The organism is Streptomyces sp. NPDC089799 (assembly GCF_040684755.1).
Taxonomy (GTDB): domain Bacteria; phylum Actinomycetota; class Actinomycetes; order Streptomycetales; family Streptomycetaceae; genus Streptomyces.
On sequence record NZ_JBFBGR010000008.1, the window covers coordinates 277,593 to 299,129 of the forward strand.

Consider the following 21,537-nt stretch of genomic DNA (forward strand, 5'->3'; position numbering starts at 1 on the left):
CCCCCGGCGCGTCATGAGCTGTATGTGTACAAAACCCGGTGGGGAACTTTGACACTCTGGACAGCGCGCGGGGGCGTTCGGGCGTGCAGTGCCTATTCGGCCAGGTCGCGGGCGGTGCGCACGGCTTCCTCGAGCGTGTCGACGACCGGAACACCGGCTGATTCCAGACTGGTCCGGCTGTGCGAACCGCCGGTGTAGAGGACCGCCCGGGCGCCGACGTGCGCGGCGGCCGCCGCATCGTCCAGGGCGTCGCCGATGAGCACGGTCCGGGCGGCGGTGACGCCGTCGGCGGCCAGCGCCCGAAGGTGCCGGACCAGGTGTCCGGCCTTGCTGGTGTGGGAGGGGCCGACCCGGCCGTCGACGCGCAGGAAGTGGCCGTCGATGCCGTGCGTGCGGACGAGCGGCACCAGCCGGTCGTGCGGGGCGAGGGAGAGCAGGGACTGGCTCAGCCCGGCCCGCTGCCAGTCGCCCAGCAGCTCGCGGGCGCCTTCGGCCAGCCCGGAGTCCGCGGCGGCGGTCCAGTAGTGCCGGTGGAAGGTCTCGTCCATGACGAGCCATTCCTCTTCGGTGGGCAGCCGGCCCATGATCCGCTCGTAGAACCGGGGCACGGGTACGACGTACAGGTCGCGGTAGCGCTCCAGGGTGATCGGCTCCAGGCCGAGCTCCGTGAAGGAGGCGTTGGTCGCGGTGATGACCGCGTCGATGTCGTGGAGCAGCGTGCCGTTCCAGTCCCACACGAGGTGCGGGCCGCGCGGGCCGGGGGCCGCCGGGGCGGCGGCTATCGGGTCGGGGTCCAGGGCGCTCATCGGACCAGCCCGGGGATCTCCTGGACGCCGTACCAGAGCAGCTCGTGGTCCTCGGCTCCGTCCACGGTGAACTGCGCGTCGCCGTCCCCGGCATCGGCGGCGGGGAGCGCCTCGGCTGCGGCGGCCACGTCCTTCTCGGCGTCGGCGGCGTCCACGTGCACGGCGGCGGCCACGGCGAGCCGGACGGTGCCGGCCAGGGTGACCTGGCCGAGGGTGGCCTCGTCGAGCCCGGGGGCCGCGGTGGCGGCCTTGTCGGCCACGTCGACGGCGACGACGACCCGGCGGCGGGGCGCGGCGGCGTCCTCGGCGAGCATCCGCAGCGAGGCGGCCGCGGCCCGCCCGAGGGCGGCGTACTCGAGCTCCTCGATGTCGTCCGACACGTACCACTCGCGCAGGGCGGGGGTGACGGCGTACGCGCGCACGGGTGCGGGCCCGAGCTCGCCCGCCTGGTGCACCTCGGCGAGCCCGGAGAGGGTGAGGGGGACGTACACGCGCATGGCCGGCTGCTTTCCGTAGTCGAGACGCCCTCAGGATACGACCGCCCACCCCCGCGGCGGTCTCCGGTTCACTCGCCCCGGGCGTCCCTGTTCTCCCCGCCCGCGCCGTCCTCGCCGTCCTCCCCGTCCTCGCCGTCCTCCCCGTCCTCGGCCTCCCAGCGCAGCAGGTCCCCCGGCTGGCATGCGAGTGCCTCGCAGAGCGCGGCGAGGGTCGCGAAGCGCACGGCCTTGGCGCGGCCGTTCTTGAGCACCGCCAGGTTGGCGGGGGTGATCCCGACGCGGTCCGCGAGTTCGCCCACGGACATCTTCCGCCTGGCCAGCATCACGTCGATGTCGACGGCGATCGGCATCAGATGACCCCGTCCAGTTCGGCCTGCATCCGCGTGGCCTCGCCGTCGCGCGCGACGGCCTGGGCGAGCAGCATCCGCAGTACGAGCACGATGAGGGCGACCCCCAGGATGGCCAGGCCGATCCCGGCCATGATGACGGTGACGCCCGGGTCCTCCCGCTGCCCCGGCGCGTTGACGGCGGTGACGGCGAACCACAGGAGGGCGATCGCCACGATCGCGCCGATCACTCCGTCCACGTACCGGAAGGCCGCGTGGGAGAACACGGTTCCGCGCCGCACCATCGCCACCAGCCGCCCTACGCAGACCAGGGCGACCTGGACCGCCGCCATGCCGAGGAACGTGATCACGCGCATCGGGGTCAGCGGCATCGACCCGTCCTCGGGATCGGTGAACAGCGCCCACACCATCAGCACCTGCACGCCCACCGTGCCGGCGAACACCACCACGAGCACGGCGCGCAACGCGCCCACCGCCAGCTTTCCCATGACCCACCCTTCCATCGACTTCCGATAAAAATCTATCGAGATTCGATAGCCAAAGCAAGGGGTGACGCCACCGAGCGGACGCGGGGCCGGGCGGGGTGCGTGAGCGGCCGGATCGGTTCGGCCCATCGGGTTCCCGGCGGAGCCCGAAGGGCCTGCCCCTCCAGTGGCGGAGTGGTCCGTCCGGGGGGTCGTACCGTCCCCCATCGAAGGGCATCCGGAGGGCGGGGCGACGTCCACCGGAGGCGTCCGCCCGCCGCCCGATGCCCTTGCGGGGCAAGGGCCGGGTACCCCGGATAGGTGAATCCGGCCGGGCCTCCGCAGGGGCTCGGGGCTGCGTTGCGGGCCGCGCCCGGCAGACCGTAGGAATCCCCCACCAAGTTACCGCCCGGTACTCGCCGGGCCGGACCTCCGGGGGGACCCTCGATGCCCACGAACGCGGACACGAGCGCAAGCACGAGCACGAGCGCGAGCACGGGTATGGGCACGGGCATGGGCACGGCACCGGCGTCGGCCGCCCGCACCAGGACCGCCGACGGTGCGGGGACCGGCGGCCCCGCGGGCACCCGGCGCCCGCCGGGGCACCCGGGCGACGGCGCCCGCCGGCGCACCCCCGCCCGGACCCGCCCGGCGTCCCGCCGCGACCAGCGCCGCCCGGTCCTCTCCTCGCCCGACCCCCGCCGGGTCACCGCCCCGCACTACTGGTTCGCGGAGGCGCTGCTGGCCGTGCTGAGCGGTCAGCGCCCGGTGCACTTCCTGCTCGGCCACACCGTCGGCCCGGCGTACGAGCAGCTCATCACGCTCACGCAGGAGGGCCTGCCGCGCCACGGGTTCCGCCCGGTCCTGCGCCACTGCGGCCGGTTCCTCCCCCGGGCAGGCGTCATCGAGGCGTTCGCCCGCGTGGCGGTCGGGGACCGCGTCACCGCCATGGCCTTCCGCCTGGAACGCGGCCAGGACCTCCGCTGGCGCTGCGCCGCGGTCGAAATCGCGCCCCGCCCCTACTGACCTGACCCACCCCCGAGGACACGCCGACGGCGCCGCAGGCGCCTGGCGGCCTCCAGGAGCCGCGTCGGCGTCGAGGCGTTAGGGGAAAGGGGTGGGCTGGGGTGGGGTGGGGGAAGACGCCCGCTGGGCCCACCACGGCCCCGCACGGCAGCGCAACGCGGCCGGGGCCGGGCCCCGAAAAGGAGCCCGGCCCCGGCCGGAGGAGATGCGCAGGGGCGGAACACCGCCCCTGCGGTCACTTCTTGCGGCGACGGCCCCCGGCCGCCTTCGCGGCCTTCCGCCGCTCCGCCCGCGTCAGCCCGTCACCCGCGGGCTGCCCGTCCGCGTCGAAGTCGCCTTCCACGACACCGCCCTCGCCGTCCACCGTGGGAGCGGAGAAGTGCAGCCGGTCCGGCCGCTGCGGCGCGTCCAGCCCCTTGGCGCGGATCTCGGCCCGCGGCGCCGGCGGCGCCACGTCCGGCACGGAGCCCTGCGCGGAGTCCTGCACGGAGTTCTGCACCGGAACCTCCTCGACCTGCTGCTCCACCTGGACCTCCAGGTTGAACAGGTAGCCGACGGACTCCTCCTTGATGCCCTCCATCATGGCGTTGAACATGTCGAAGCCCTCGCGCTGGTACTCGACCAGCGGGTCCTTCTGCGCCATCGCCCGCAGGCCGATGCCCTCCTGCAGGTAGTCCATCTCGTAGAGGTGCTCACGCCACTTGCGGTCCAGCACCGACAGCACGACCCGCCGCTCCAGCTCCCGCATGATGTCGGAGCCCAGCTGCTTCTCGCGCGCCTCGTACTGCTCGAAGATGTCGTCCTTGACCGACTCCGCGATGAACTCGGCGGTGATCCCGGCCCGGTCGCCCGCGGCGTCCTCCAGCTCGTCGACCGTCACCTTCACCGGGTAGAGCTGCTTGAACGCGCCCCACAACCGGTCCAGGTCCCAGTCCTCCGCGAAGCCCTCGACCGTCTCGGCCGCGATGTACGCGTCGATCGTGTCGTCCATGAAGTGGCGCACGTGCTCGTGCAGGTCCTCGCCCTCCAGCACGCGGCGCCGCTCGCCGTAGATGACCTCGCGCTGCTTGTTCAGCACCTCGTCGTACTTCAGGACGTTCTTGCGCGTCTCAAAGTTCTGCGTCTCGACCTGCGACTGCGCCGACGCGATGGCCCGGGTGACCATCTTGTTCTCGATCGGCACGTCGTCCGGCACGTTCGCCATCGCCATGACCCGCTCGACCATCTGGGCCTTGAACAGGCGCATCAGGTCGTCGCCCAGCGACAGGTAGAAGCGGGACTCGCCCGGGTCGCCCTGACGGCCGGAACGACCGCGCAGCTGGTTGTCGATACGGCGCGACTCGTGCCGCTCGGTGCCCAGCACGTACAGCCCGCCGAGCGCCTTGACCTCCTCGAACTCGGCCTTCACGGCCGACTCCGCCTTGGACAGCGCCTGGGGCAGCGCGTGCGCCCACTCCTCGATGTGCTCCTCGGGGTCGAGGCCGAGCTGGCGCAGCTCCGCCTCGGCGAGGTCGTCCGGGTTGCCGCCGAGCTTGATGTCCGTACCGCGGCCGGCCATGTTCGTGGCGACCGTGACCGCGCCGCGGCGGCCGGCCTGGGCGACGATCGTGGCCTCGCGCTCGTGCTGCTTGGCGTTGAGCACCTCGTGCGGGATGCCGCGCTTGCTGAGCTGCTGCGAGAGGTACTCGGACTTCTCGACCGAGGTGGTGCCGACCAGGATCGGCTGGCCCTTCTCGTGCTTCTCGGCGATGTCGTCGACGACGGCGGAGAACTTGGCGACCTCGGTCCGGTAGATGAGGTCCGGCTGGTCCATCCGCTGCATGGGCCGGTTCGTCGGGATCGGCACGACGCCCAGCTTGTAGATCTGGTGGAACTCGGCGGCCTCGGTCATGGCCGTACCGGTCATGCCGGACAGCTTGGAGTACAGGCGGAAGAAGTTCTGCAGGGTGATCGTGGCGAGGGTCTGGTTCTCGTCCTTGATGTCCACCCCTTCCTTCGCCTCGATCGCCTGGTGCATGCCCTCGTTGTAGCGGCGGCCGGCGAGGATACGGCCGGTGTGCTCGTCGACGATCATGACTTCGCCGTCCATGACGACGTAGTCCTTGTCCTTCTTGAACAGTTCCTTCGCCTTGATGGCGTTGTTCAGGTAACCGACGAGCGGGGTGTTCACCGACTCGTAGAGGTTGTCGATGCCGAGCCAGTCCTCGACCTTGGCGACACCGGACTCGTGGATGCCGACCGTGCGCTTCTTCTCGTCGACCTCGTAGTCGCCGGTCTCCTCGATGCCCTTGAGCGGGTTGCCGGGCTCACCCTTGGTGAGGCGGGTGACCAGCTTGGCGAAGTCGCCGTACCACTTGGTGGCCTGGTCGGCCGGGCCGGAGATGATCAGCGGCGTACGGGCCTCGTCGACGAGGATCGAGTCGACCTCGTCGACCACGGCGAAGTTGTGGCCGCGCTGCACCAGCTCGTCCTTCGACCACGCCATGTTGTCGCGCAGGTAGTCGAAGCCGAACTCGTTGTTCGTGCCGTAGGTGATGTCGCAGCCGTACTGCTCGCGGCGCTGCGCCGGGGTCATGTTCGCCAGGATGCAGCCGACGGACAGGCCCAGGAACTTGTGGACCCGGCCCATCAGCTCGGAGTCGCGCTCGGCGAGGTAGTCGTTGACGGTGATCAGGTGGACGCCCTTGCCGGACAGCGCGTTCAGGTACGCGGGCAGGGTGCCGACCAGGGTCTTGCCCTCACCGGTCTTCATTTCGGCGACGTAGCCGAGGTGCAGGGCCGCACCGCCCATGAGCTGTACGTCGTAGTGGCGCTGGCCGAGGACTCGCTTCGCGGCCTCGCGCACCGTGGCGAACGCCTCGGGCAGTAGGTCGTCCAGGCTCTCGCCGTCCTGGTAGCGCTGCTTGTACTCGTCCGTGAGCGCCCGCAACTCGGCGTCGGAGAGGTTGACGAAGTCCTCTTCGATGGAGTTGACCTGGTCCGCAATGCGGTGCAGTTTGCGCAGGATCTTGCCTTCGCCTGCACGCATGAGCTTGTTGAAGACGGACACCGAGGTTTGTCTCCTTGCCGGTCGGGCCTGGCACTGGTTCGTGACGGGCACGGCAGGTGGACCCCACCGCAACGGTCATCGTAAGCGAGGACGCCACCGCGCCGGGAGGTCTGCCGCGGCCGCGGGGCGGCACCGCGCCCGGAATGAGAACGTACGGGGGACACGGAAGGTGCCGCCCTTCCCGAAATCTGTTCGCCCGGACCGGCCGCCGGCCGCAGAATGCGCGCATGGAACCGACCATCCTGGCCACCGAGCGGCTGACCCTGCGCCCCCACACCCCCGAGGACGTCGACGAGGTGTTCGCCGCCTGCCAGGACCCCGAGATCCAGCGGTGGATCCCGGTCCCCCTCCCCTACGGACGCGCCGAGGCGGAGGCGTACGTGGCGCGGGTGCCCGAGGGCTGGCGCGACGGCACCGAATTCAACTTCGCGGCGCGACTGGGGCCCGACGGAACGGGGCCGCTGGTCGCCACCCTGGGCGTGGTCCCGCGCGGCACGCACGCGCACGAGATCGGTTACTGGACGGTCGCGGGGCACCGCGGCCGCGGCTACATGACCGAGGCGGTGCGCGCCGTGGCCCGCTGGGCCTTCACCGAGGCCGGCTGCGTACGGCTGATCTGGCGCGCCGGGGCCGGGAACCACGGCTCCCGCGCGGTCGCGGAGCGGGCCGGGTTCGTGATCGAGGGGCTGCAGCGGGCGGGCATGGAGCACCGCGACACCCTGCGGGACTGCTGGGTGGGGGCTCTGCTGCCGTCCGACCTGGGCCTGCCCTCCCGGCTGCCGTACCTGCCCTCGCCCGCCGTTGTCGGTGCCGAGGTCTAGGGTGCGGCCATGACGACCGTGGTCTCGCTCTCCGCCGATGAAGCCCGCCGTATCGCCCTGCGCGCCCAGGGGTTCATCGGGAGCCCGGACCGGCGCGGCGGGGTCCGGGGGGTGCTGCGGCACCTGGGGGCGGTGCAGCTGGACACGATCTCGGTGCTGGCGCGCTCGCACGAGCTGATCCCGTACGCGCGCCTGGGCGCGGTGGGCCGTTCCGCCGTCGAGCAGGCGTACTGGACCGAGCAGCACGCCTTTGAGTACTGGTCGCACGCGGCGTGCATCCTGCCGATCGAGGAATGGCCGCATTTCGCCTTCAGGCGGCGGGCCCGGCGGGCCCAGGGCCACCGCTGGCACAGGATGAAGGACCGGGAGGGCTCCTGCCGGCTGGTCCTGGACCGGCTGCGGGCCGAGGGGCCGCTCACCTCCACCGAGCTGGGCGGCGCGAAGAACGGCGGCCCCTGGTGGGACTGGTCCGAGACGAAGATCGCGGTGGAGTGGCTGCTCGACACCGGGGACGTGGTGTGCGCCGAGCGGCGCGGCTGGAAGCGGGTCTACGACCTGGCCGAGCGGGCGGTCCCGGACGGGCTGCTGCACGACGATCTGGACGACCGCGAGTGCCTGCGCCGCCTGGTCGGGCTGGCGGGGAAGTCCCTGGGGATCGGCACCCGGGCGGACATCGCGGACTACCACCGGATCAAGGGCGGGCAGTTCGACGCGGTGATCGCGGACTCCGGCCTGGTGCCGGTGGAGGTCGAGGGCTGGGGGAAGCCCGCCTGGGCCGACCCGGAGGCGCTGGGCGCGGCCCCGCGCGGCCGGCACCGGACGACGCTGCTGTCGCCGTTCGACTCCCTGGTCTGGGACCGCCCGCGGACCGAGCGGATCTTCGGCTTCAGCCACAGGCTGGAGGCGTACGTGCCCCGTGAACAGCGGGTGCACGGCTACTTCGCGATGCCCCTGCTGGCCGCCGGGCAGCTCCAGGGCCGGGCGGACCCGGCCCGTGAGGGCGGCACCCTGGTGGCCCGGCAGCTGTCCCTGACCTCACCGAAGGCCGCTCCGGCGATGGCGGCCGCGCTGCGGGAGGCTGCGGAGTGGGTCGGCTGCGACGCGGTCCGGGTGGACCGGGCGCAGTCGCCGGCCGAAGCGGCGGCGGTCACCGCCGAGCTGGCCCGCCTCTGACCCTCCGGGCGGCGCCGGGCCGGGGCCGGCCCGGCGCGGGCCGACGGCACCTCAGCGGATTTCGAGGATCTTCTCCCGCATCGCGTACACCACCGCCTCCATCCTGGAGTGCAGCTGCAGCTTCTCCAGGATGTTCCGCACGTGGTTCTTCACCGTGTTCTCGGAGATGAACAACTCCTTGGCGATGTCACGGTTGTTCATGCCGGTGGCGACCAGCTTGAGGACCTCCAGCTCGCGGTCCGTCAGCCGCGGCGCGGGCAGCAGCCGGCGCTCGTCGGTCCGCTGGATCATCGACTTGAACTCGGTCAGCAGTTTCGACGCCATCGACGGGCTGATCTGCGACTGCCCGTCGGCGACGGCGCGGATCGCGGTGGCCACCTCGTCGGTGGAGATCTCCTTCAGCAGGTAGCCCGTGGCCCCGGCCTTGATCGCCTCGTAGAGGTCCGCCTCCTCGTCGCTGATCGTCAGCATGATGATCTTCGCGGAGGGGGCCACCTCCTTGATCGAGGTGCACGCCTCGATCCCGCCCCGGCGCGGCATCCGCACGTCCATCAGCACGATGTCCGGCAGCAGGTCCGCCGCCTTGTCCACCGCCTCCGCGCCGTCCCCGGCCTCGCCGACGACCTGGATGTCCTCCTCCTGCGCGAGGACGATCTCCAGTCCGCGCCGGAACAGCGCGTGGTCGTCCACCACCAGGACCCGGATCGGCTCACGGCAGCCCGCATCGTCGTCGTCACCGCGCACCGGTCCGAAGCTGTCCGCCATCGTTCCTCCCCCTGCAGGCCATGGACCGTGGCCCGAAGTCCAGTTGACTGTCCGCCATGATTCCATGCCGGGACGGTAACCGTCGGAAGCACTTCGGACCGGTTTGGCTCATACGGGTGCCCCCGCGGGACCGCCTGAGCGATCCGCGGGGGCACCGGGTGTCGTGTGTGCCGCCGGCAGCCGTCAGCTGCCGAGCGCGCCGCCCGCGCCGCCGGCCTCGACCACGCCGGAAGTGGCGGCGTCGGGGCTGAGGTGGATCACGCCGTAGTCATATCCGTGGCGCCGGTAGACGACGCTGGGCTGCTTGGTGTCGGAATCGACGAACAGGTAGAAGTCGTGGCCGACCAGCTCCATCTCGTAGAGAGCCTGGTCGAGTGTCATGGGTGCCGCCGCGTGCGTCTTCTCGCGGACGATCAGGGGGCCTTCGCCCTGCACTTCGAGCGATCCGATCCGGGTCGTCGGGATCGCGTCCCACTGCTCCTCGGAGACAACTTCTCCGTTTCCGTTCAGGGTTGCGGCGTCCGGTACCGCGTCGGGTACCTCGGCCGCGGTGAGCCGCCCGTTGCCACGGCGGCTGTGGCGCTTGTCGTGCTGCCGGCGCAGCCGGGCTTCGAGCTTCTCGTGTGCCAGGTCCAGCGCCGCGTACGCGTCGCCTGCTGCGGCCTCCGCACGGATCACGGGACCGCGCGATCGGACGGTGATCTCCACGCGGTCGGAACGGTCGGCCTGACGCGGGTTGAGCTCCTTGGACACCTCGACGTCAAGGCTGATCACCTTGGCGTCATACTTCTGGATCTTGTCCAGGTTGAGCTTCTCGGCCACGTGCTTGCGGAACCGCTCGGGCACTTCGGTCTTGCGGCCCTTGACGACGATGTCCACGCAGAACTCCGTTCCCGGATGACTTCGCCCTTCGCCGGGCGAAGCGTCTCCCTCTTGCACCAGACTCCGGTGGGCACCGGAGTCTCGGACTTGGCGACTTTCACCTCCTCCTCCCCCATCGGCAAGATCACCACCCCACCGACTTCGGGAGTCGGGAGCCACCAGCTGCACACGTGTCCCGACTGCGTCGGCGCCCAAGGATCGCCAGTTCCTTACAACCGAACATAGCTCTGATGGACGGTTGTCGGCACCCGCTACCGGGACAAACCTCCGTTCAGCTGACCCTTCCCTCTTACTACCTGCAACGATGCGCGTTCCCCACCGGTTCCAAATCTATTCACGATTTATTTGCTCCAAACGATTTTTCGAACCTTCCCGGCCTCCGTCCGCGAAGGCGTCCGCCGGAGCTGCGACGACCGCCGCGCCCGCCACCGCCAGCCCGGCCGCCCGGACCGCCCGCGCCGCCTCCGCGAGCGTCGCCCCCGTGGTGATCAGATCGTCCACCAGGACCAGGCCGCCCCCGCCGGCCGGCGCGGCCCCCGCACCGCCCGGCCGCACCTCCAGCGCCCCGGCCAGATTCGCCCGGCGCTGCCGCGCGCCCAGCCCCGCCTGGTCCGCCACCGCCCGCCGCTGCCTCAGCACCGGCGCCACCCGCGCGGGCATGCCGCCGCGCCGCAGCTCCGCCGAAGCCGCCAGGGCGATCCGGCGGGCCGGATCATGGCCGCGCGCCCGTACCTGCCGCCGGGCCGACGGCACCGGCACCAGCACCACACCGCCGTCCGGCGCCCGCGCCCCGCCCGCACCCGCCCGTACGGCGCCGGCCAGCGCCCGCCCCAGCACTCCTGCCAGCGGCAGCGCCCCGCGCTCCTTGTGGGCCAGCAGGACCGCCCGTACGACCCCTTCGTACGGCACCGCCGCCCGCACCTCCGGCAGCCCCGCCGGCTGCGGCCGGGGCCGCACCGCCCCCGCCCGCGCCCCGCCGAACACCTGCCCGCACGCCCCGCACACCATCGTCCGCGCCTCCCCGCACCCGGCACACTCCACCGGCAGCACCAGCCCGGCGAGCTCCTGCCACCATCCCCGCACGCCTCCACGATGCAGGGCCGGCCCACGCCCCCGCGACCCCTGTGGAAAACCCCGCGCGCAGCACGGAACGACCGCGAACCGGCCCCGGACCGGCCAGGACACCGGACCCCGGACCAGCCGGTGGTCCGGACCCCGGACCGACCCGAACCAGCCGGAACCCCGAACCCGCAACCAGCAGCGACCCCGGACCGGGGACCCGGGACCCGGGATCAGCCGTGCCCCGGCCCCGGGATCAGCCCGGATACACCGGTGCCCGTCCGCCCGCCGCCACGGTGCGCCACTGCGACCCCGGCGGCAGCCACACGATGCCGTCGTCCTCCGAGTACGCCACCACCGGCTTCTTCTCGTCCTCCGACGCGGCCACCGCGGTCACCCCGGTCGCCCCGGGCAGGCTGCCCGCCGCCATCGAACCGTCGGCCTGCATGTACCGGGCCTGCGAGACCCCGCCGCTCTCCCGGCCCACCACCAGCAGCCGGCCCCGCGGCGCCCAGCTCATCGCCGTCACGTCCGCCATCTGCGGCGCCGCCGGGCGCAGCTCGCGCACCGACACCGGGCCGGCCGTCCCCGACCCCTCGGGCCGCTCGACCCGTCCGATCAGCAGTTCGTTCTTCTTCGCCCCGTCCTTGCCGACCCTGGAGACCAGCAGCGCCATCCGCACGCCGTCCGAGGACGCCTTCAGCGCCTCGATCCGCCCGTCCAGCCCCACCACGTCCACCTTCTGCGGGGTCCCGGTCCCGGCGGGGATCCGCCACAGCACCGGGTTCTGCGGGTCACGGTCGGCGACCCACACGTCGCCCCGCCCGTCCCAGCTGGGCGCCGACAGCCCGTCCTTGACCCGGCTGTCGATCACCGGGTCCGGCAGCGGCCCGGCCTGGGTCAGGGACACCACGTACAGGTGGTGCCCTTCCTGGCCCACGACGGCCGCCCGCTTCTCCTCGTACGCCACGGCGGCCGACGCCAGCTTGAGCTGCTGCGCCGTGGCCAGCGGCCCGCCCACCGGAGTCGCGGCCCCGGGGGTGCCCTCCGGATCGCTCGGCAGCGTGATCTTCGTCAGCCGCCCGCCGTCGATGAAGTACTGGTGCGTCGGGGACGCCACCCGGCCCGCTATGCCCGTGGCCACGGCCTCGGTCACCCCGCAGATCACGGACTTCTTGTCCGGGCGCACCAACTCCACCCGGGCCACCCGCGAGGAGGCCAGGTCACGCACGGTGTACATCAGCTGGGTGGCCATCCGCTCGCACTGCGGACCCGCCACGTTGTCCGCCTTGTCGTTCAGCGGCACGCGCAGGGTGTCCTGGGCGTCGTACGAGAGGGTCTTGGTCCCGTCGAGCAGGGTGGTGCCGGAGGGGAAGGTGGAGGTGACCACCGGCCCGAGCCACTTGGACGGACCGTCCAGCAGCGACTTCACCGTCTGCGTCATCCGGTCCATCCGGGAGTCCGGATCGGTGCGCTGCCGCACGTACACGGGGTCCGCGACGAGCGTGTCCGAGGCGAAGTAGTACTTGTTGACCGGCATGAAGATCCGCTGGAAGTCGGACTCGCTGAGCACCAGGCCGTCGGGCGGCGAGTCGATCCGCCACTCGTTGTCCTCCTTGACCAGCTGGAGGTGCCGCTCGTACGGCTTCCGCCCGACCTCCGGGTGGTAGGTGCTCCGCTCGTCCACGGTGGCCACCCGGGTGCCGTACAGCTTGAAGCCGGGCGGCGCGTCGGGGTCCTTCCCCTGCTTGTCCGAGGACACGTCACGGCCGGAGGCGAGCACGGTGATGCTGGCGTTCGGCTTCCAGGTCTGCGCGGCCTCCTTGCTCAGGTACTGCCGGGCGGTCGCCAGCTGCGGATCGTCACTGGTCATGGCCTCCAGGAAGCCGTCGACGATCTCCCGCGGCCCGGCCTTGGGGGCCGGCGGCACCCCGTACACGCGGACCTCCGAGTCGGCGCCCTGCGAGGCGGAGACCTGCTTGACCTCGCCGTGGTCGGGCATGGAGGCGCAGCCCGCCAGCAGCAGGCCGACACCGCCCAGCGCGAGGACGCCCCGCGCCCGCAGCACCCGGCCCCCGCGCGGTTCGGCGCCCCTGGCCGCCTTGGCGTTCACGCTCGGCCTCCCCCCTCGTTGCCGTCTCGTTCCGGGCCCTCTCCCGGGCCTCCGGGCCGGGCCACCACCCGTGCCCCGTTCCCGGGCAGCGCCGTCGGGTCCGCCGGCACCGGCACCGCCGTGGCCACCGCGGGCCTCGGAGGTATCGGCGACCGCGGGTCGCCCCCGCCGGGCGCCGGCTGGTCCTGCTCCCGCTTCCGGGCACCGCGCGCGGCCGCCGCCCTGGCCCGGTTGGCGCGCGAGTCCTCGGGCTCCAGCGGGATCGGGGAACCGCGCAGCGGCTCGTCGGCGGTGCGCGGCAGCGTCAGCCGGAACTGCGAACCGCCGCCCGGCTCGCCCCACGCCTGCAGCCAGCCGCCGTGCAGCCGGGCGTCCTCGACGGCGATGGACAGGCCGAGGCCGGTGCCGCCGGTGGTCCGGGCACGGGCCGGGTCGGCCCGCCAGAACCGGTTGAACACGCGAGTGGCCTCGCCCGGCTTCAGACCGACGCCGTAGTCCCGGACCGCGACGGCGACCGCACCGCCCGCCGAGGCGAGCCGGACCACCACGTCCCGGCCCTCGCCGTGCTCGACGGCGTTGACGACGAGGTTCCGCAGCACCCGCTCCACCCGGCGGGCGTCCGCCTCGGCGACCACGGGCTGGGAGTCGCCGAGCACCCGGATCCGGGTGCCCTTGGCCTCGGCCAGCGGCTCGGCACCGTAGATGACCCGGCGTACGACGTCCCGCAGGTCTATCGGCTCGGCCTCCAGCGCCGCCGCACCCGCGTCGAACCGGCTGATCTCCAGCAGGTCGGCCAGCAGCGACTCGAACCGGTCCAGCTGGCCCGCCAGCAGCTCCGCGGAGCGTGCCGTGACCGGGTCGAAGTCGGCGCGGGCCTCGTGGATGACGTCGGCGGCCATCCGGACGGTCGTCAGCGGGGTGCGCAGCTCGTGCGAGACGTCGGAGACGAACCGCCGCTGCATCCGCGACAGGTCCTCCAGCTGCTGGATCTTGTTGTGGAGGCTCTGCGCCATCTTGTTGAAGGCCTCGCCGAGCCGCGCGATGTCGTCCTCGCCGGTGACCTTCATCCGTTCCTGCAGCTTGCCCGCCGACAGCCGCTCGGCGATCCCGGCCGCCATCCGCACCGGGGTGACCACCTGCCGGACGACGAGCCAGGCGATCGCGCCCAGCAGCACGACCACGAACAGGCCGGCGGTCGCGATGGTCCCCTTGACCAGGGTGAGGGACTCCTCCTCCTGGGTCAGCGGGAACAGGTAGTACAGGTGGTACGGGTCGCCGTTGACGTCGGTCAGCTGCTTGCCGATCACCAGCGCAGGCTCCGCGTGGGAGCCCGGCGTGCTGTACCGGATCTTCGAGAAGGTCTGGTACGCGCCCGCCCGGTTGTCCACGGCCTTGCGCAGCGCGTCCGGGATGCTCGTCGCCGGATCCACGTCACCGGAGGCACGGGCCCCGCGCACACCGCGCGAGGAGTCACCGCTGCCGGCCCCGAGCGCGACCACCTCGAAGGCGGTCTGCCCGCCCGAGGCGAGCTGCTTGACCAGCCCGTTCATCCAGGTGCTGGCGTCCCGCCCGGCGTTGTTGTCGAGGGTGGCGGGATCCTGGCCCTCCGCCACGGACGGGGTGTTCGCCTTCTCCTGGGCGACCGCGAAACCGCCCGCGGCCTGGCTCTGCGCGGCCTCCTGCTTGGCGTCCAGCAAACCGTTGCTGACCTGCCCGATGACCACGAAGCCGAGCAGCAGGACCACGACGAGCGACATCAGCAGGGTGGCGGCGACCACCCTCAGCTGGATGTTCCGCCGCCACAGGCGGACGGCGGGCAGCAGCGGCCGGCGCGCCAGACGCGTCAGCAGCCGCAGCACGGGACGGCCGGGCGCCCCGTCGTGGAGCAGCCGGCCGGCCCACGGGGACCTGCCGGAGTTCATGGTCAGCTCGGTCCGGCCTTGTATCCGACGCCGCGGACCGTCACGACGATCTCCGGGCGCTCGGGGTCCTTCTCGACCTTGGAGCGCAGCCGCTGGACGTGCACGTTGACCAGCCGGGTGTCGGCCGCGTGCCGGTAGCCCCACACCTGCTCCAGCAGCACCTCGCGGGTGAACACCTGCCAGGGCTTGCGGGCGAGCGCGACCAGCAGGTCGAACTCCAGCGGCGTCAGCGCGATCGACTGGCCGTCCCGCTTCACGGAGTGCCCGGCCACGTCGATGACCAGGTCACCGATGGCCAGCTGCTCCGGCGCGGGTTCCTCCGACCGCCGCAGCCGGGCCCGGATCCGGGCCACCAGCTCCTTTGGCTTGAACGGCTTGACGATGTAGTCGTCGGCCCCTGACTCCAGGCCCACGACGACATCGACGGTGTCGCTCTTCGCGGTCAGCATGACGATCGGCACGCCGGACTCGGCGCGGATCAGCCGGCAGACCTCTATGCCGTCCCTTCCGGGCAGCATGAGATCCAGCAGCACCAGGTCCGGCTTGGCCTCTCGAAAGGCAGCCAGGGCCTTGTCGCCGTCCGCGACGAACGACGGCTCGAAACCTTCTCCACGCAGCACAATGCCGAGCATCTCGGCCAGCGCGGTGTCGTCGTCGACGACAAGGACGCGTCCCTTCATGGTTGACATCATCCCATTACCCAATCGAGACCCGGCGTGAGCTGGCACACAGCGGGGATATCCAGCGGGAATGCCGGTTCCGGTCGACCAGTGTGCACCGCCCCCGGGGCCCTGTCGAAGGCGGGAACGGAGTCCGGTGCCGAAGAACGGGACCGGTGCGAAGGGGCGGGCAGGTCCGCCCGGAGATCACTCGTGGCACGATGGCTGCCGACCAGCGCCCCGCCCCTGGCGTACGGGCATCCCTGAAGGAGCCACGATGAACGACTCTCCGGGCTGGGCCTCGCCCGGGTCCGACCCGTCCGAGGGCGACCGGCCGCAGCAGCCGGCACAGCCCGACCGGTCCGGGGACCCCGGCCGTACGGCGCAGCCCGGCGAACCCGGCACCAAGTGGTCCGCGGAGCAGCCGCCGGCCGGCTCCGGAACGCCCCGGGACGGCGTCTGGGGCAACCCCGGCGCCGGCCAGACCCCGCCGCCCTCCTCCACCCCGCAGCCCGGCACCGGCTGGGGCTCGTACGGCGGCCGGCCCGGCCAGACCCCGTCGGGCAGCCCGTACGGGGCCCCCGGCGGCTGGGGCAAGCCCCCGGCGGCCAAGCCGGGCGTCATCCCGCTGCGCCCGCTCGGCCTCGGCGAGATCCTCGACGGCGCGGTCACCACGATGCGCACGCACTGGCGCTCGGTCCTGCCCATCACCCTGGCCGTGGCGGTGCTGATCGAAATCATCAGCCTCACGCTCCAGCGCACGGTGCTGTCCGGGTACGCCGTCGTACCCGACGAGTCCGCGACGCCCGAGGAGGCGTTCAAGGCCCTGGGCGACAGCATGGTCGTCAGCATGGCCGACAGCTTCATCCAGCTCGTCGGCTCGGTGATCGTGACCGCGCTCCTGATGATGGTCTTCAGCCGTGCGGTGCTCGGCCGGCCCTCCAGCGTCGGCGACGCCTGGCGCGAGGCCCGGCCCCACCTGCTCAAGCTGGCCGGACTCACCCTGCTCCTGATGGCCGGCGCGCTGGCCATCGCCGTCGTCCTGATGCTGCCCGGCGCGCTCCTCGACAGCGCCGGACTGGTCGCCCTGGGCGCCATCGGCGCACTGGTCCTCATCGCCTGGCTCTGGGTGAAGTTCGCCCTGGCCGCACCCGCACTGATGCTGGAACGCGGCGGCGTCGTCACCTCGCTGCGCCGGTCCGCGAAACTGGTCCGCGGCGCCTGGTGGCGGATCTTCGGCATCTCCGTCCTCACCAGCCTCATCACCGGCTTCGTCGCGATGATGATCGTGAGCGCGTTCGCCGTCGTCGGCTCCCTCTTCACCGACGAAGGGGTGTCCGGCTTCGTCGAGGGCACCTCGACCGACAGCTGGGCGTTCCTGATCATCGCCGGGATCGGCGCCGTGATCGCGCTGACCATCGTCATGCCGATGCAGGCCGGCGTCACCGCGCTCCTCTACATCGACCAGCGGATCCGGCGCGAGGCCCTGGACCTGGAGCTCGCCCGCGCGGCGGGCGTGGAGGGCTACGGCACCACGCCCGGCACCGCGCCGCCGGCCACGGGGAGCTGATGCGGTGACCGGCCCGGGGGGACTGCCCATCAGCGAGACACCACCGGTGACGACACCGCGCGAGGCCGCCCGCGAGGCGGCCGAACGCGAACTGTCCAAGCCGATCTACCACGAGAACGACCCGAACCTCTTCACCCGCCTCCTGAGGAAGTTCTTCGACTGGATCGACGACCTGTTCGGCTCGGCCGCCGGGGCGACCCCCGGCGGCACGCTGGGCCTCGTCGTGATCGTCCTGCTGGTCGCCGTGGCCGTAGCGCTGCTGTGGTGGCGGCTGGGCACCCCCGAGCGCTCCCCCGCGGGCGGCGGCGCGCTCTTCGGCGAACGGGACCGCACCGCCGCCGAGCACCGTGCCGCCGCCGAGGCCCACGCGGCCGCCGGACGCTGGACGGAAGCCGTCCAGGACCGCATGCGGGCCCTCGTCCGCTCCCTGGAGGAACGCACCCTCCTGGACCCCCGCCCGGGCCGCACCGCCGACGAGGCCGCCGCCGAGGCGGCCACGGCCCTCCCCGGGCACGCCGAGGGGCTCCGGGCCGCCGCCCGCGCCTTCGACGACGTCACCTACGGCGGCCGCACCGCCGACCGCGCCGTGTACGAGCGCCTCCGCGACCTCGACACCGCCGTCGAACGCACCCGACCCGTCCTGACCGGGCCGACGGGAGCGTCCGCATGACGGGAACCACCCAGAGCCCGACGACCACGAGCAGCACGGCCGCCACCTCCGCCGCCGCCTCCACCTCCACGGCGCCCGGCGCCGGGGACCTGTGGCGGCGCTTCCGCGGCTTCCTGGTCTTCCTCGCCGTACTGGTCACGGCCGGGGTCGTCCTCGCCCTCTTCCGCTCGGGCGCCCACCACGGATCCCTCGACCCCCGCTCCGCCGAGCCGGCCGGCAGCCGGGCGGTCGCCGAACTGCTCAGGGAACGCGGCGTCACCACCCGGGTGGTGACCACCGCTCAGGAAGCCGCCCGCGCCACGGGATCCGGCACCACCCTGCTCATCGCCTCCCCGAACCTCCTCGGACCCGACCGGACCGCCGAACTCCGCGCCGCCACGGAACGCTCCGGCGGCCGCACCGTCCTCCTCTCCCCCCGCGACGCCGCCGCCGGCGCCTTCGCGCCCGGAACCGACGCCCTCGACGCCGGACCCGGCACCGTCCACGCGCCCGCCTGCACGCTGCCCGCCGCCGTCTCCGCCGGCACCGCCCGGACCGGAGGCGACGTCAGCTACCGCACCGTCACCCCCACGGCGACCGGCTGCTATCCACAGGACGGCCGCCCCACCCTGCTCGTCGTCCCCGGCACCGCCGGCGGCGACACCGTCCTCCTCGGCAGCGCCGCCCTCCTCCGCAACGAGAACCTGGCCGACGGGGGCAACGCCTCCCTCGCCCTCCAGCTCCTCGGCTCCCGACCCCAGCTCGTCTGGTACCTGCCCTCCCTCGCCGAAGCCACCGCGGCCGACGCCACCGAGGAGAAGACCTTCGTCGAGCTCATCCCGGCCGGCTGGGGCTGGGCCCTGCTCCAACTCACCCTCGCCGCCGCCGTGGCCGCCCTCTGGCGCGGCCGCCGTCTCGGCCCCCTGGTCACCGAACGCCTCCCGGTCGCCGTCCGCGCCTCGGAGGCCACCGAGGGCCGCGCCCGCCTCTACCGCCGCGCCGGCGCCCGCGACCGCGCCGCCGACGTCCTGCGCGCCGCCACCCGAGAACGCCTCGCCGCCCTGCTCGGCGTACCGGCCTCCCGGGCCCACGACCCGGCCGCCCTGCTGCCCGCCGTATCACACCGACTCACCGGCTCCGCACGGGACCTGACGTCCCTTCTGTTCGGCACCACGCCCGCCGACGACGCGGCACTCGTCGCGCTCGCCGACCACCTCGACGCCCTCGAAAGAGAGGTCCGCACCTCATGACGTCCCCGACCACCGTCCACGCGGACGACGCACGCGCCTCCCTGGAAGCGCTCCGCACCGAGATCGGTAAGGCCGTGGTCGGCCAGGACTCCGCCGTCACCGGTCTCGTCGTCGCCCTCCTGTGCCGCGGCCACGTCCTCCTCGAAGGCGTCCCCGGCGTCGCGAAGACCCTCCTGGTCCGGGCCCTCGCCGCCTCCCTCGAACTCGACACCAAGCGTGTCCAGTTCACCCCCGACCTGATGCCGTCCGACGTCACCGGCTCCCTCGTCTACGACGCCCGCACCGCCGAGTTCTCCTTCCAGAACGGCCCGGTCTTCACCAACCTGCTGCTCGCCGACGAGATCAACCGCACCCCTCCGAAGACCCAGTCCTCCCTCCTCGAAGCGATGGAGGAACGCCAGGTCACCGTCGACGGAGTGCCGCGCCCGCTGCCGGAGCCCTTCCTCGTCGCCGCCACCCAGAACCCCGTCGAGTACGAAGGCACGTACCCCCTTCCCGAAGCCCAACTCGACCGCTTCCTCCTGAAACTGACGGTCCCCCTGCCCTCCCGCGAGGACGAGATCGGCGTACTCACCCGGCACGCCGCCGGCTTCAACCCGCGCGACCTGCAGGCCGCGGGCGTACGCCCGGTCGCCGGACCCGCCGACCTGGAGGCCGCCCGCCAGGCCGTCGCCCGCGTAGCGGTCTCCCCCGAGATCGCCGGCTACGTCGTCGACATCTGCCGCGCCACCCGCGAATCGCCCTCCCTCACCCTGGGCGTCTCCCCGCGCGGCGCCACCGCGCTGCTGTCCACCTCCCGTGCCTGGGCCTGGCTGACCGGCCGGGACTACGTCACCCCCGACGACGTGAAGGCGCTCGCCCTGCCGACCCTCCGCCACCGCATCCAGCTCCGCCCCGAAGCGGAGATGGAGGGCGTCACCGCGGATTCCGTGCTCAACTCCGTCCTGTCCTTCGTCCCCGTCCCCCGCTGATGGGGTTCACCGGACGCACCGCCCTGCTGGCGGCCCTCGGCAGCATCCCCGTCGGCGTCCTCGAACCGAGCTGGGCGGGGATCCTGGCGGTCAACGCACCGCTGGCCCTGGCCTGCGCCGTGGACTGCGCCCTGGCCGTCCCGGTCCGCACCCTGCGGCTGGAACGTTCGGGCGACACCTCGGTCCGCCTCGGCGAACCCGCCGAGGTGCACCTCTCGATCACCAACCCCGGCGGGCGCCCGCTCCGCGCCCGTCTGCGTGACGCATGGCCGCCCAGCAGCTGGCTGCCCGGCACGGAGACGGCCGCGTCCCGGCACACCCTGACCGTCCCGGCGGGTGAACGCCGACGGGTCACCACCCGCCTCCGGCCGACCCGCCGCGGGGACCGCACCGCCGACCGGGTCACCATCCGCTCGTACGGGCCCCTGGGCCTCTGGGCCCGGCAGGGCGGCCACGTCGTCCCCTGGACGGTCCGTGTCCTGCCCCCCTTCACCAGCCGCAAGCACCTGCCCTCCAGGCTGGCCCGGCTCCGCGAACTGGACGGCCGCACCAGCGTCCTGACCCGCGGTGAGGGCACCGAGTTCGACAGCCTCCGGGATTACGTCCCCGGCGACGACACCCGCTCCATCGACTGGCGCGCCACGGCCCGCCGCCACAGGGTGGCCGTCCGCACCTGGCGCCCGGAGCGTGACCGGCACATCCTGATCTGCCTGGACACCGGCCGTACCTCGGCCGGCCGGGTGGGCGACGCGCCCCGCCTGGACGCCGCCATGGACGCGGCCCTCCTCCTGACCGCGCTGGCCACCCGCGCCGGCGACCGCGTGGACCTCCTGGCCCACGACCGCCGCACCCGCGCGCTCGTCCAGGGCCGGGCGGCCGCGGACACCCTCCCCTCCTTCGTGAACGCGATGGCCCCGCTCGAACCCGAACTGGTCGAGACGGACGCCCGCTCCCTGGTCTCCACCATCCTCCGCAGCGCCCCGCGCCGTTCCCTGGTGGTGCTGCTGACCAGCCTGGACGCGGCGCCCGTCGAAGAGGGCCTGCTCCCGCTCCTGCCCCAGCTCACACAGCGCCACACGGTGCTGCTGGCCTCCGTCGCCGACCCTCGGGTCGCGGCCATGGCCGGCGCCCGGGGCTCCGCCGACGCCGTGTACGAAGCGGCTGCGGCCACCCAGTCCCAGTCCCAGCGCCGCCGCACCGCCGACCAGCTCTCCCGCCACGGCGTCACCGTCGTCGACGCCACCCCGGACACCCTGGCCCCGTCTCTGGCCGACGCCTACCTGGCCCTGAAGGCCGCCGGCCGCCTGTAGAAACGCAGAAACAAGAAAGGCCCCCGCAGTGACTGCGGGGGCCTTTGGCCATCCATACGGCAAACGCAAGAAAGCCCCGGACCATAAGGTCCGGGGCTTCCCGCAATGATTGTTCGGCGGCGTCCTACTCTCCCACAGGGTCCCCCCTGCAGTACCATCGGCGCTGAAAGGCTTAGCTTCCGGGTTCGAAATGTAACCGGGCGT

General features: G+C 72.8%; 19 protein-coding genes and 1 rRNA gene. 8 read left to right on the forward strand and 12 right to left on the reverse strand.

Features of this window, described 5'->3' with window-relative positions; all coding sequences use genetic code 11:
- Positions 1-92: 92 nt before the first annotated feature.
- From AB0O36_RS11595 to AB0O36_RS11610, 4 genes are all read right to left on the reverse strand, one after another.
- A complete protein-coding gene (locus AB0O36_RS11595) occupies positions 93-806 on the reverse strand; it encodes an HAD hydrolase-like protein (RefSeq protein ID WP_365107507.1) in 714 nt (237 codons plus the stop codon).
- Entirely contained in the window at positions 803-1,303 is a 501-nt protein-coding gene (locus AB0O36_RS11600; protein ID WP_365107510.1) for a hypothetical protein, read from the reverse strand. Before AB0O36_RS11600 ends, AB0O36_RS11595 begins: the two co-directional genes overlap by 4 nt.
- A gap of 68 nt (positions 1,304-1,371) precedes the next feature.
- Positions 1,372-1,653 carry a helix-turn-helix transcriptional regulator gene (locus AB0O36_RS11605; protein ID WP_365107513.1) on the reverse strand — a complete coding sequence of 94 codons (282 nt, stop codon included), beginning with the start codon at positions 1,651-1,653 and terminating at the stop codon, positions 1,372-1,374.
- Positions 1,653-2,138, reverse strand: coding sequence for a DUF2975 domain-containing protein (locus AB0O36_RS11610; protein ID WP_365107516.1), 486 nt, complete (start codon positions 2,136-2,138; stop codon positions 1,653-1,655). The genes AB0O36_RS11605 and AB0O36_RS11610 overlap by 1 nt, the downstream gene beginning before the upstream one ends.
- A gap of 489 nt (positions 2,139-2,627) precedes the next feature.
- On the opposite strand from AB0O36_RS11610, the gene AB0O36_RS11615 reads away from it, so the two are divergent.
- Positions 2,628-3,140 (forward strand): Rv3235 family protein, encoded by a 513-nt coding sequence (locus tag AB0O36_RS11615; protein WP_365107519.1) that lies wholly within the window; start codon positions 2,628-2,630, stop codon positions 3,138-3,140.
- Positions 3,141-3,375: 235 nt separating this feature from the next.
- Here the strand turns inward: AB0O36_RS11615 and secA are convergent, their stop codons facing one another.
- Positions 3,376-6,189: a preprotein translocase subunit SecA gene (gene secA / locus AB0O36_RS11620; protein WP_365107522.1), complete on the reverse strand. Its 2,814-nt coding sequence runs from the start codon at positions 6,187-6,189 to the stop codon at positions 3,376-3,378.
- A gap of 227 nt (positions 6,190-6,416) precedes the next feature.
- Between secA and AB0O36_RS11625 the strand changes: the two genes are divergently transcribed.
- Positions 6,417-7,010: a GNAT family N-acetyltransferase gene (locus tag AB0O36_RS11625; RefSeq protein ID WP_365107525.1), complete on the forward strand. Its 594-nt coding sequence runs from the start codon at positions 6,417-6,419 to the stop codon at positions 7,008-7,010.
- 9 nt (positions 7,011-7,019) lie between these two features.
- Positions 7,020-8,183 carry a crosslink repair DNA glycosylase YcaQ family protein gene (locus AB0O36_RS11630; protein WP_365107528.1) on the forward strand — a complete coding sequence of 388 codons (1,164 nt, stop codon included), beginning with the start codon at positions 7,020-7,022 and terminating at the stop codon, positions 8,181-8,183.
- A gap of 51 nt (positions 8,184-8,234) precedes the next feature.
- On the opposite strand, the gene AB0O36_RS11635 is transcribed toward AB0O36_RS11630, so the two are convergent.
- The 6 genes from AB0O36_RS11635 to mtrA all read right to left on the reverse strand — a co-directional run bounded on the left by AB0O36_RS11635 (position 8,235) and on the right by mtrA (position 15,616).
- Complete coding sequence (locus AB0O36_RS11635) at positions 8,235-8,948, reverse strand: response regulator transcription factor (protein ID WP_365107531.1); 714 nt, start codon at positions 8,946-8,948, stop codon at positions 8,235-8,237.
- Between the two features lie 183 nt (positions 8,949-9,131).
- Positions 9,132-9,887 (reverse strand): ribosome-associated translation inhibitor RaiA, encoded by a 756-nt coding sequence (gene raiA / locus AB0O36_RS11640; protein WP_365107534.1) that lies wholly within the window; start codon positions 9,885-9,887, stop codon positions 9,132-9,134.
- A 273-nt stretch (positions 9,888-10,160) separates the two neighbouring features.
- Entirely contained in the window at positions 10,161-10,913 is a 753-nt protein-coding gene (locus AB0O36_RS11645; protein WP_365107537.1) for a ComF family protein, read from the reverse strand.
- A 232-nt stretch (positions 10,914-11,145) separates the two neighbouring features.
- A complete protein-coding gene (locus tag AB0O36_RS11650) occupies positions 11,146-13,002 on the reverse strand; it encodes an LpqB family beta-propeller domain-containing protein (protein ID WP_365107540.1) in 1,857 nt (618 codons plus the stop codon).
- Entirely contained in the window at positions 12,999-14,924 is a 1,926-nt protein-coding gene (gene mtrB, locus AB0O36_RS11655; protein ID WP_365107542.1) for an MtrAB system histidine kinase MtrB, read from the reverse strand. The genes AB0O36_RS11650 and mtrB overlap by 4 nt, the downstream gene beginning before the upstream one ends.
- 2 nt (positions 14,925-14,926) lie before the next feature.
- Entirely contained in the window at positions 14,927-15,616 is a 690-nt protein-coding gene (gene mtrA / locus AB0O36_RS11660) for a two-component system response regulator MtrA (protein ID WP_199922743.1), read from the reverse strand.
- Between the two features lie 244 nt (positions 15,617-15,860).
- On the opposite strand from mtrA, the gene AB0O36_RS11665 reads away from it, so the two are divergent.
- The 5 genes from AB0O36_RS11665 to AB0O36_RS11685 are packed head-to-tail and all read left to right on the forward strand — an operon-like array spanning position 15,861 to position 21,333.
- The gene (locus AB0O36_RS11665; protein ID WP_365107546.1) at positions 15,861-17,153 is read left to right on the forward strand and encodes a hypothetical protein; all 1,293 of its coding nucleotides are present in this window, start codon (positions 15,861-15,863) and stop codon (positions 17,151-17,153) included.
- A 4-nt stretch (positions 17,154-17,157) separates the two neighbouring features.
- Positions 17,158-17,823 carry a DUF4129 domain-containing protein gene (locus AB0O36_RS11670; protein WP_365107549.1) on the forward strand — a complete coding sequence of 222 codons (666 nt, stop codon included), beginning with the start codon at positions 17,158-17,160 and terminating at the stop codon, positions 17,821-17,823.
- Entirely contained in the window at positions 17,820-19,052 is a 1,233-nt protein-coding gene (locus tag AB0O36_RS11675) for a DUF4350 domain-containing protein (protein ID WP_365107552.1), read from the forward strand. The genes AB0O36_RS11670 and AB0O36_RS11675 overlap by 4 nt, the downstream gene beginning before the upstream one ends.
- Positions 19,049-20,023, forward strand: a complete 975-nt coding sequence (locus AB0O36_RS11680) for a MoxR family ATPase (RefSeq protein WP_365107555.1) — start codon at positions 19,049-19,051, stop codon at positions 20,021-20,023. Before AB0O36_RS11675 ends, AB0O36_RS11680 begins: the two co-directional genes overlap by 4 nt.
- A complete protein-coding gene (locus AB0O36_RS11685) occupies positions 20,023-21,333 on the forward strand; it encodes a DUF58 domain-containing protein (protein ID WP_365107557.1) in 1,311 nt (436 codons plus the stop codon). The genes AB0O36_RS11680 and AB0O36_RS11685 overlap by 1 nt, the downstream gene beginning before the upstream one ends.
- Positions 21,334-21,444: 111 nt before the next feature.
- Here the strand turns inward: AB0O36_RS11685 and rrf are convergent.
- Positions 21,445-21,537: ribosomal RNA gene (rrf, locus tag AB0O36_RS11690) — 5S ribosomal RNA — on the reverse strand; the annotation flags it as partial.

Bases quoted from the DNA above. Each gene is read 5' to 3' on its own strand.
- AB0O36_RS11595 (WP_365107507.1), bottom strand. From the start codon at position 806: ATGAGCGCCCTGGACCCCGACCCGATAGCCGCCGCCCCGGCGGCCCCC.
- AB0O36_RS11600 (WP_365107510.1), bottom strand. From the start codon at position 1,303: ATGCGCGTGTACGTCCCCCTCACCCTCTCCGGGCTCGCCGAGGTGCAC.
- AB0O36_RS11605 (WP_365107513.1), bottom strand. From the start codon at position 1,653: ATGCCGATCGCCGTCGACATCGACGTGATGCTGGCCAGGCGGAAGATG.
- AB0O36_RS11610 (WP_365107516.1), bottom strand. From the start codon at position 2,138: ATGGGAAAGCTGGCGGTGGGCGCGTTGCGCGCCGTGCTCGTGGTGGTG.
- AB0O36_RS11615 (WP_365107519.1), top strand. From the start codon at position 2,628: ATGGGCACGGCACCGGCGTCGGCCGCCCGCACCAGGACCGCCGACGGT.
- AB0O36_RS11625 (WP_365107525.1), top strand. From the start codon at position 6,417: ATGGAACCGACCATCCTGGCCACCGAGCGGCTGACCCTGCGCCCCCAC.
- AB0O36_RS11630 (WP_365107528.1), top strand. From the start codon at position 7,020: ATGACGACCGTGGTCTCGCTCTCCGCCGATGAAGCCCGCCGTATCGCC.
- AB0O36_RS11635 (WP_365107531.1), bottom strand. From the start codon at position 8,948: ATGGCGGACAGCTTCGGACCGGTGCGCGGTGACGACGACGATGCGGGC.
- mtrB (WP_365107542.1), bottom strand. From the start codon at position 14,924: ATGAACTCCGGCAGGTCCCCGTGGGCCGGCCGGCTGCTCCACGACGGG.
- mtrA (WP_199922743.1), bottom strand. From the start codon at position 15,616: ATGATGTCAACCATGAAGGGACGCGTCCTTGTCGTCGACGACGACACC.
- AB0O36_RS11665 (WP_365107546.1), top strand. From the start codon at position 15,861: ATGAACGACTCTCCGGGCTGGGCCTCGCCCGGGTCCGACCCGTCCGAG.
- AB0O36_RS11675 (WP_365107552.1), top strand. From the start codon at position 17,820: ATGACGGGAACCACCCAGAGCCCGACGACCACGAGCAGCACGGCCGCC.
- AB0O36_RS11680 (WP_365107555.1), top strand. From the start codon at position 19,049: ATGACGTCCCCGACCACCGTCCACGCGGACGACGCACGCGCCTCCCTG.
- AB0O36_RS11685 (WP_365107557.1), top strand. From the start codon at position 20,023: ATGGGGTTCACCGGACGCACCGCCCTGCTGGCGGCCCTCGGCAGCATC.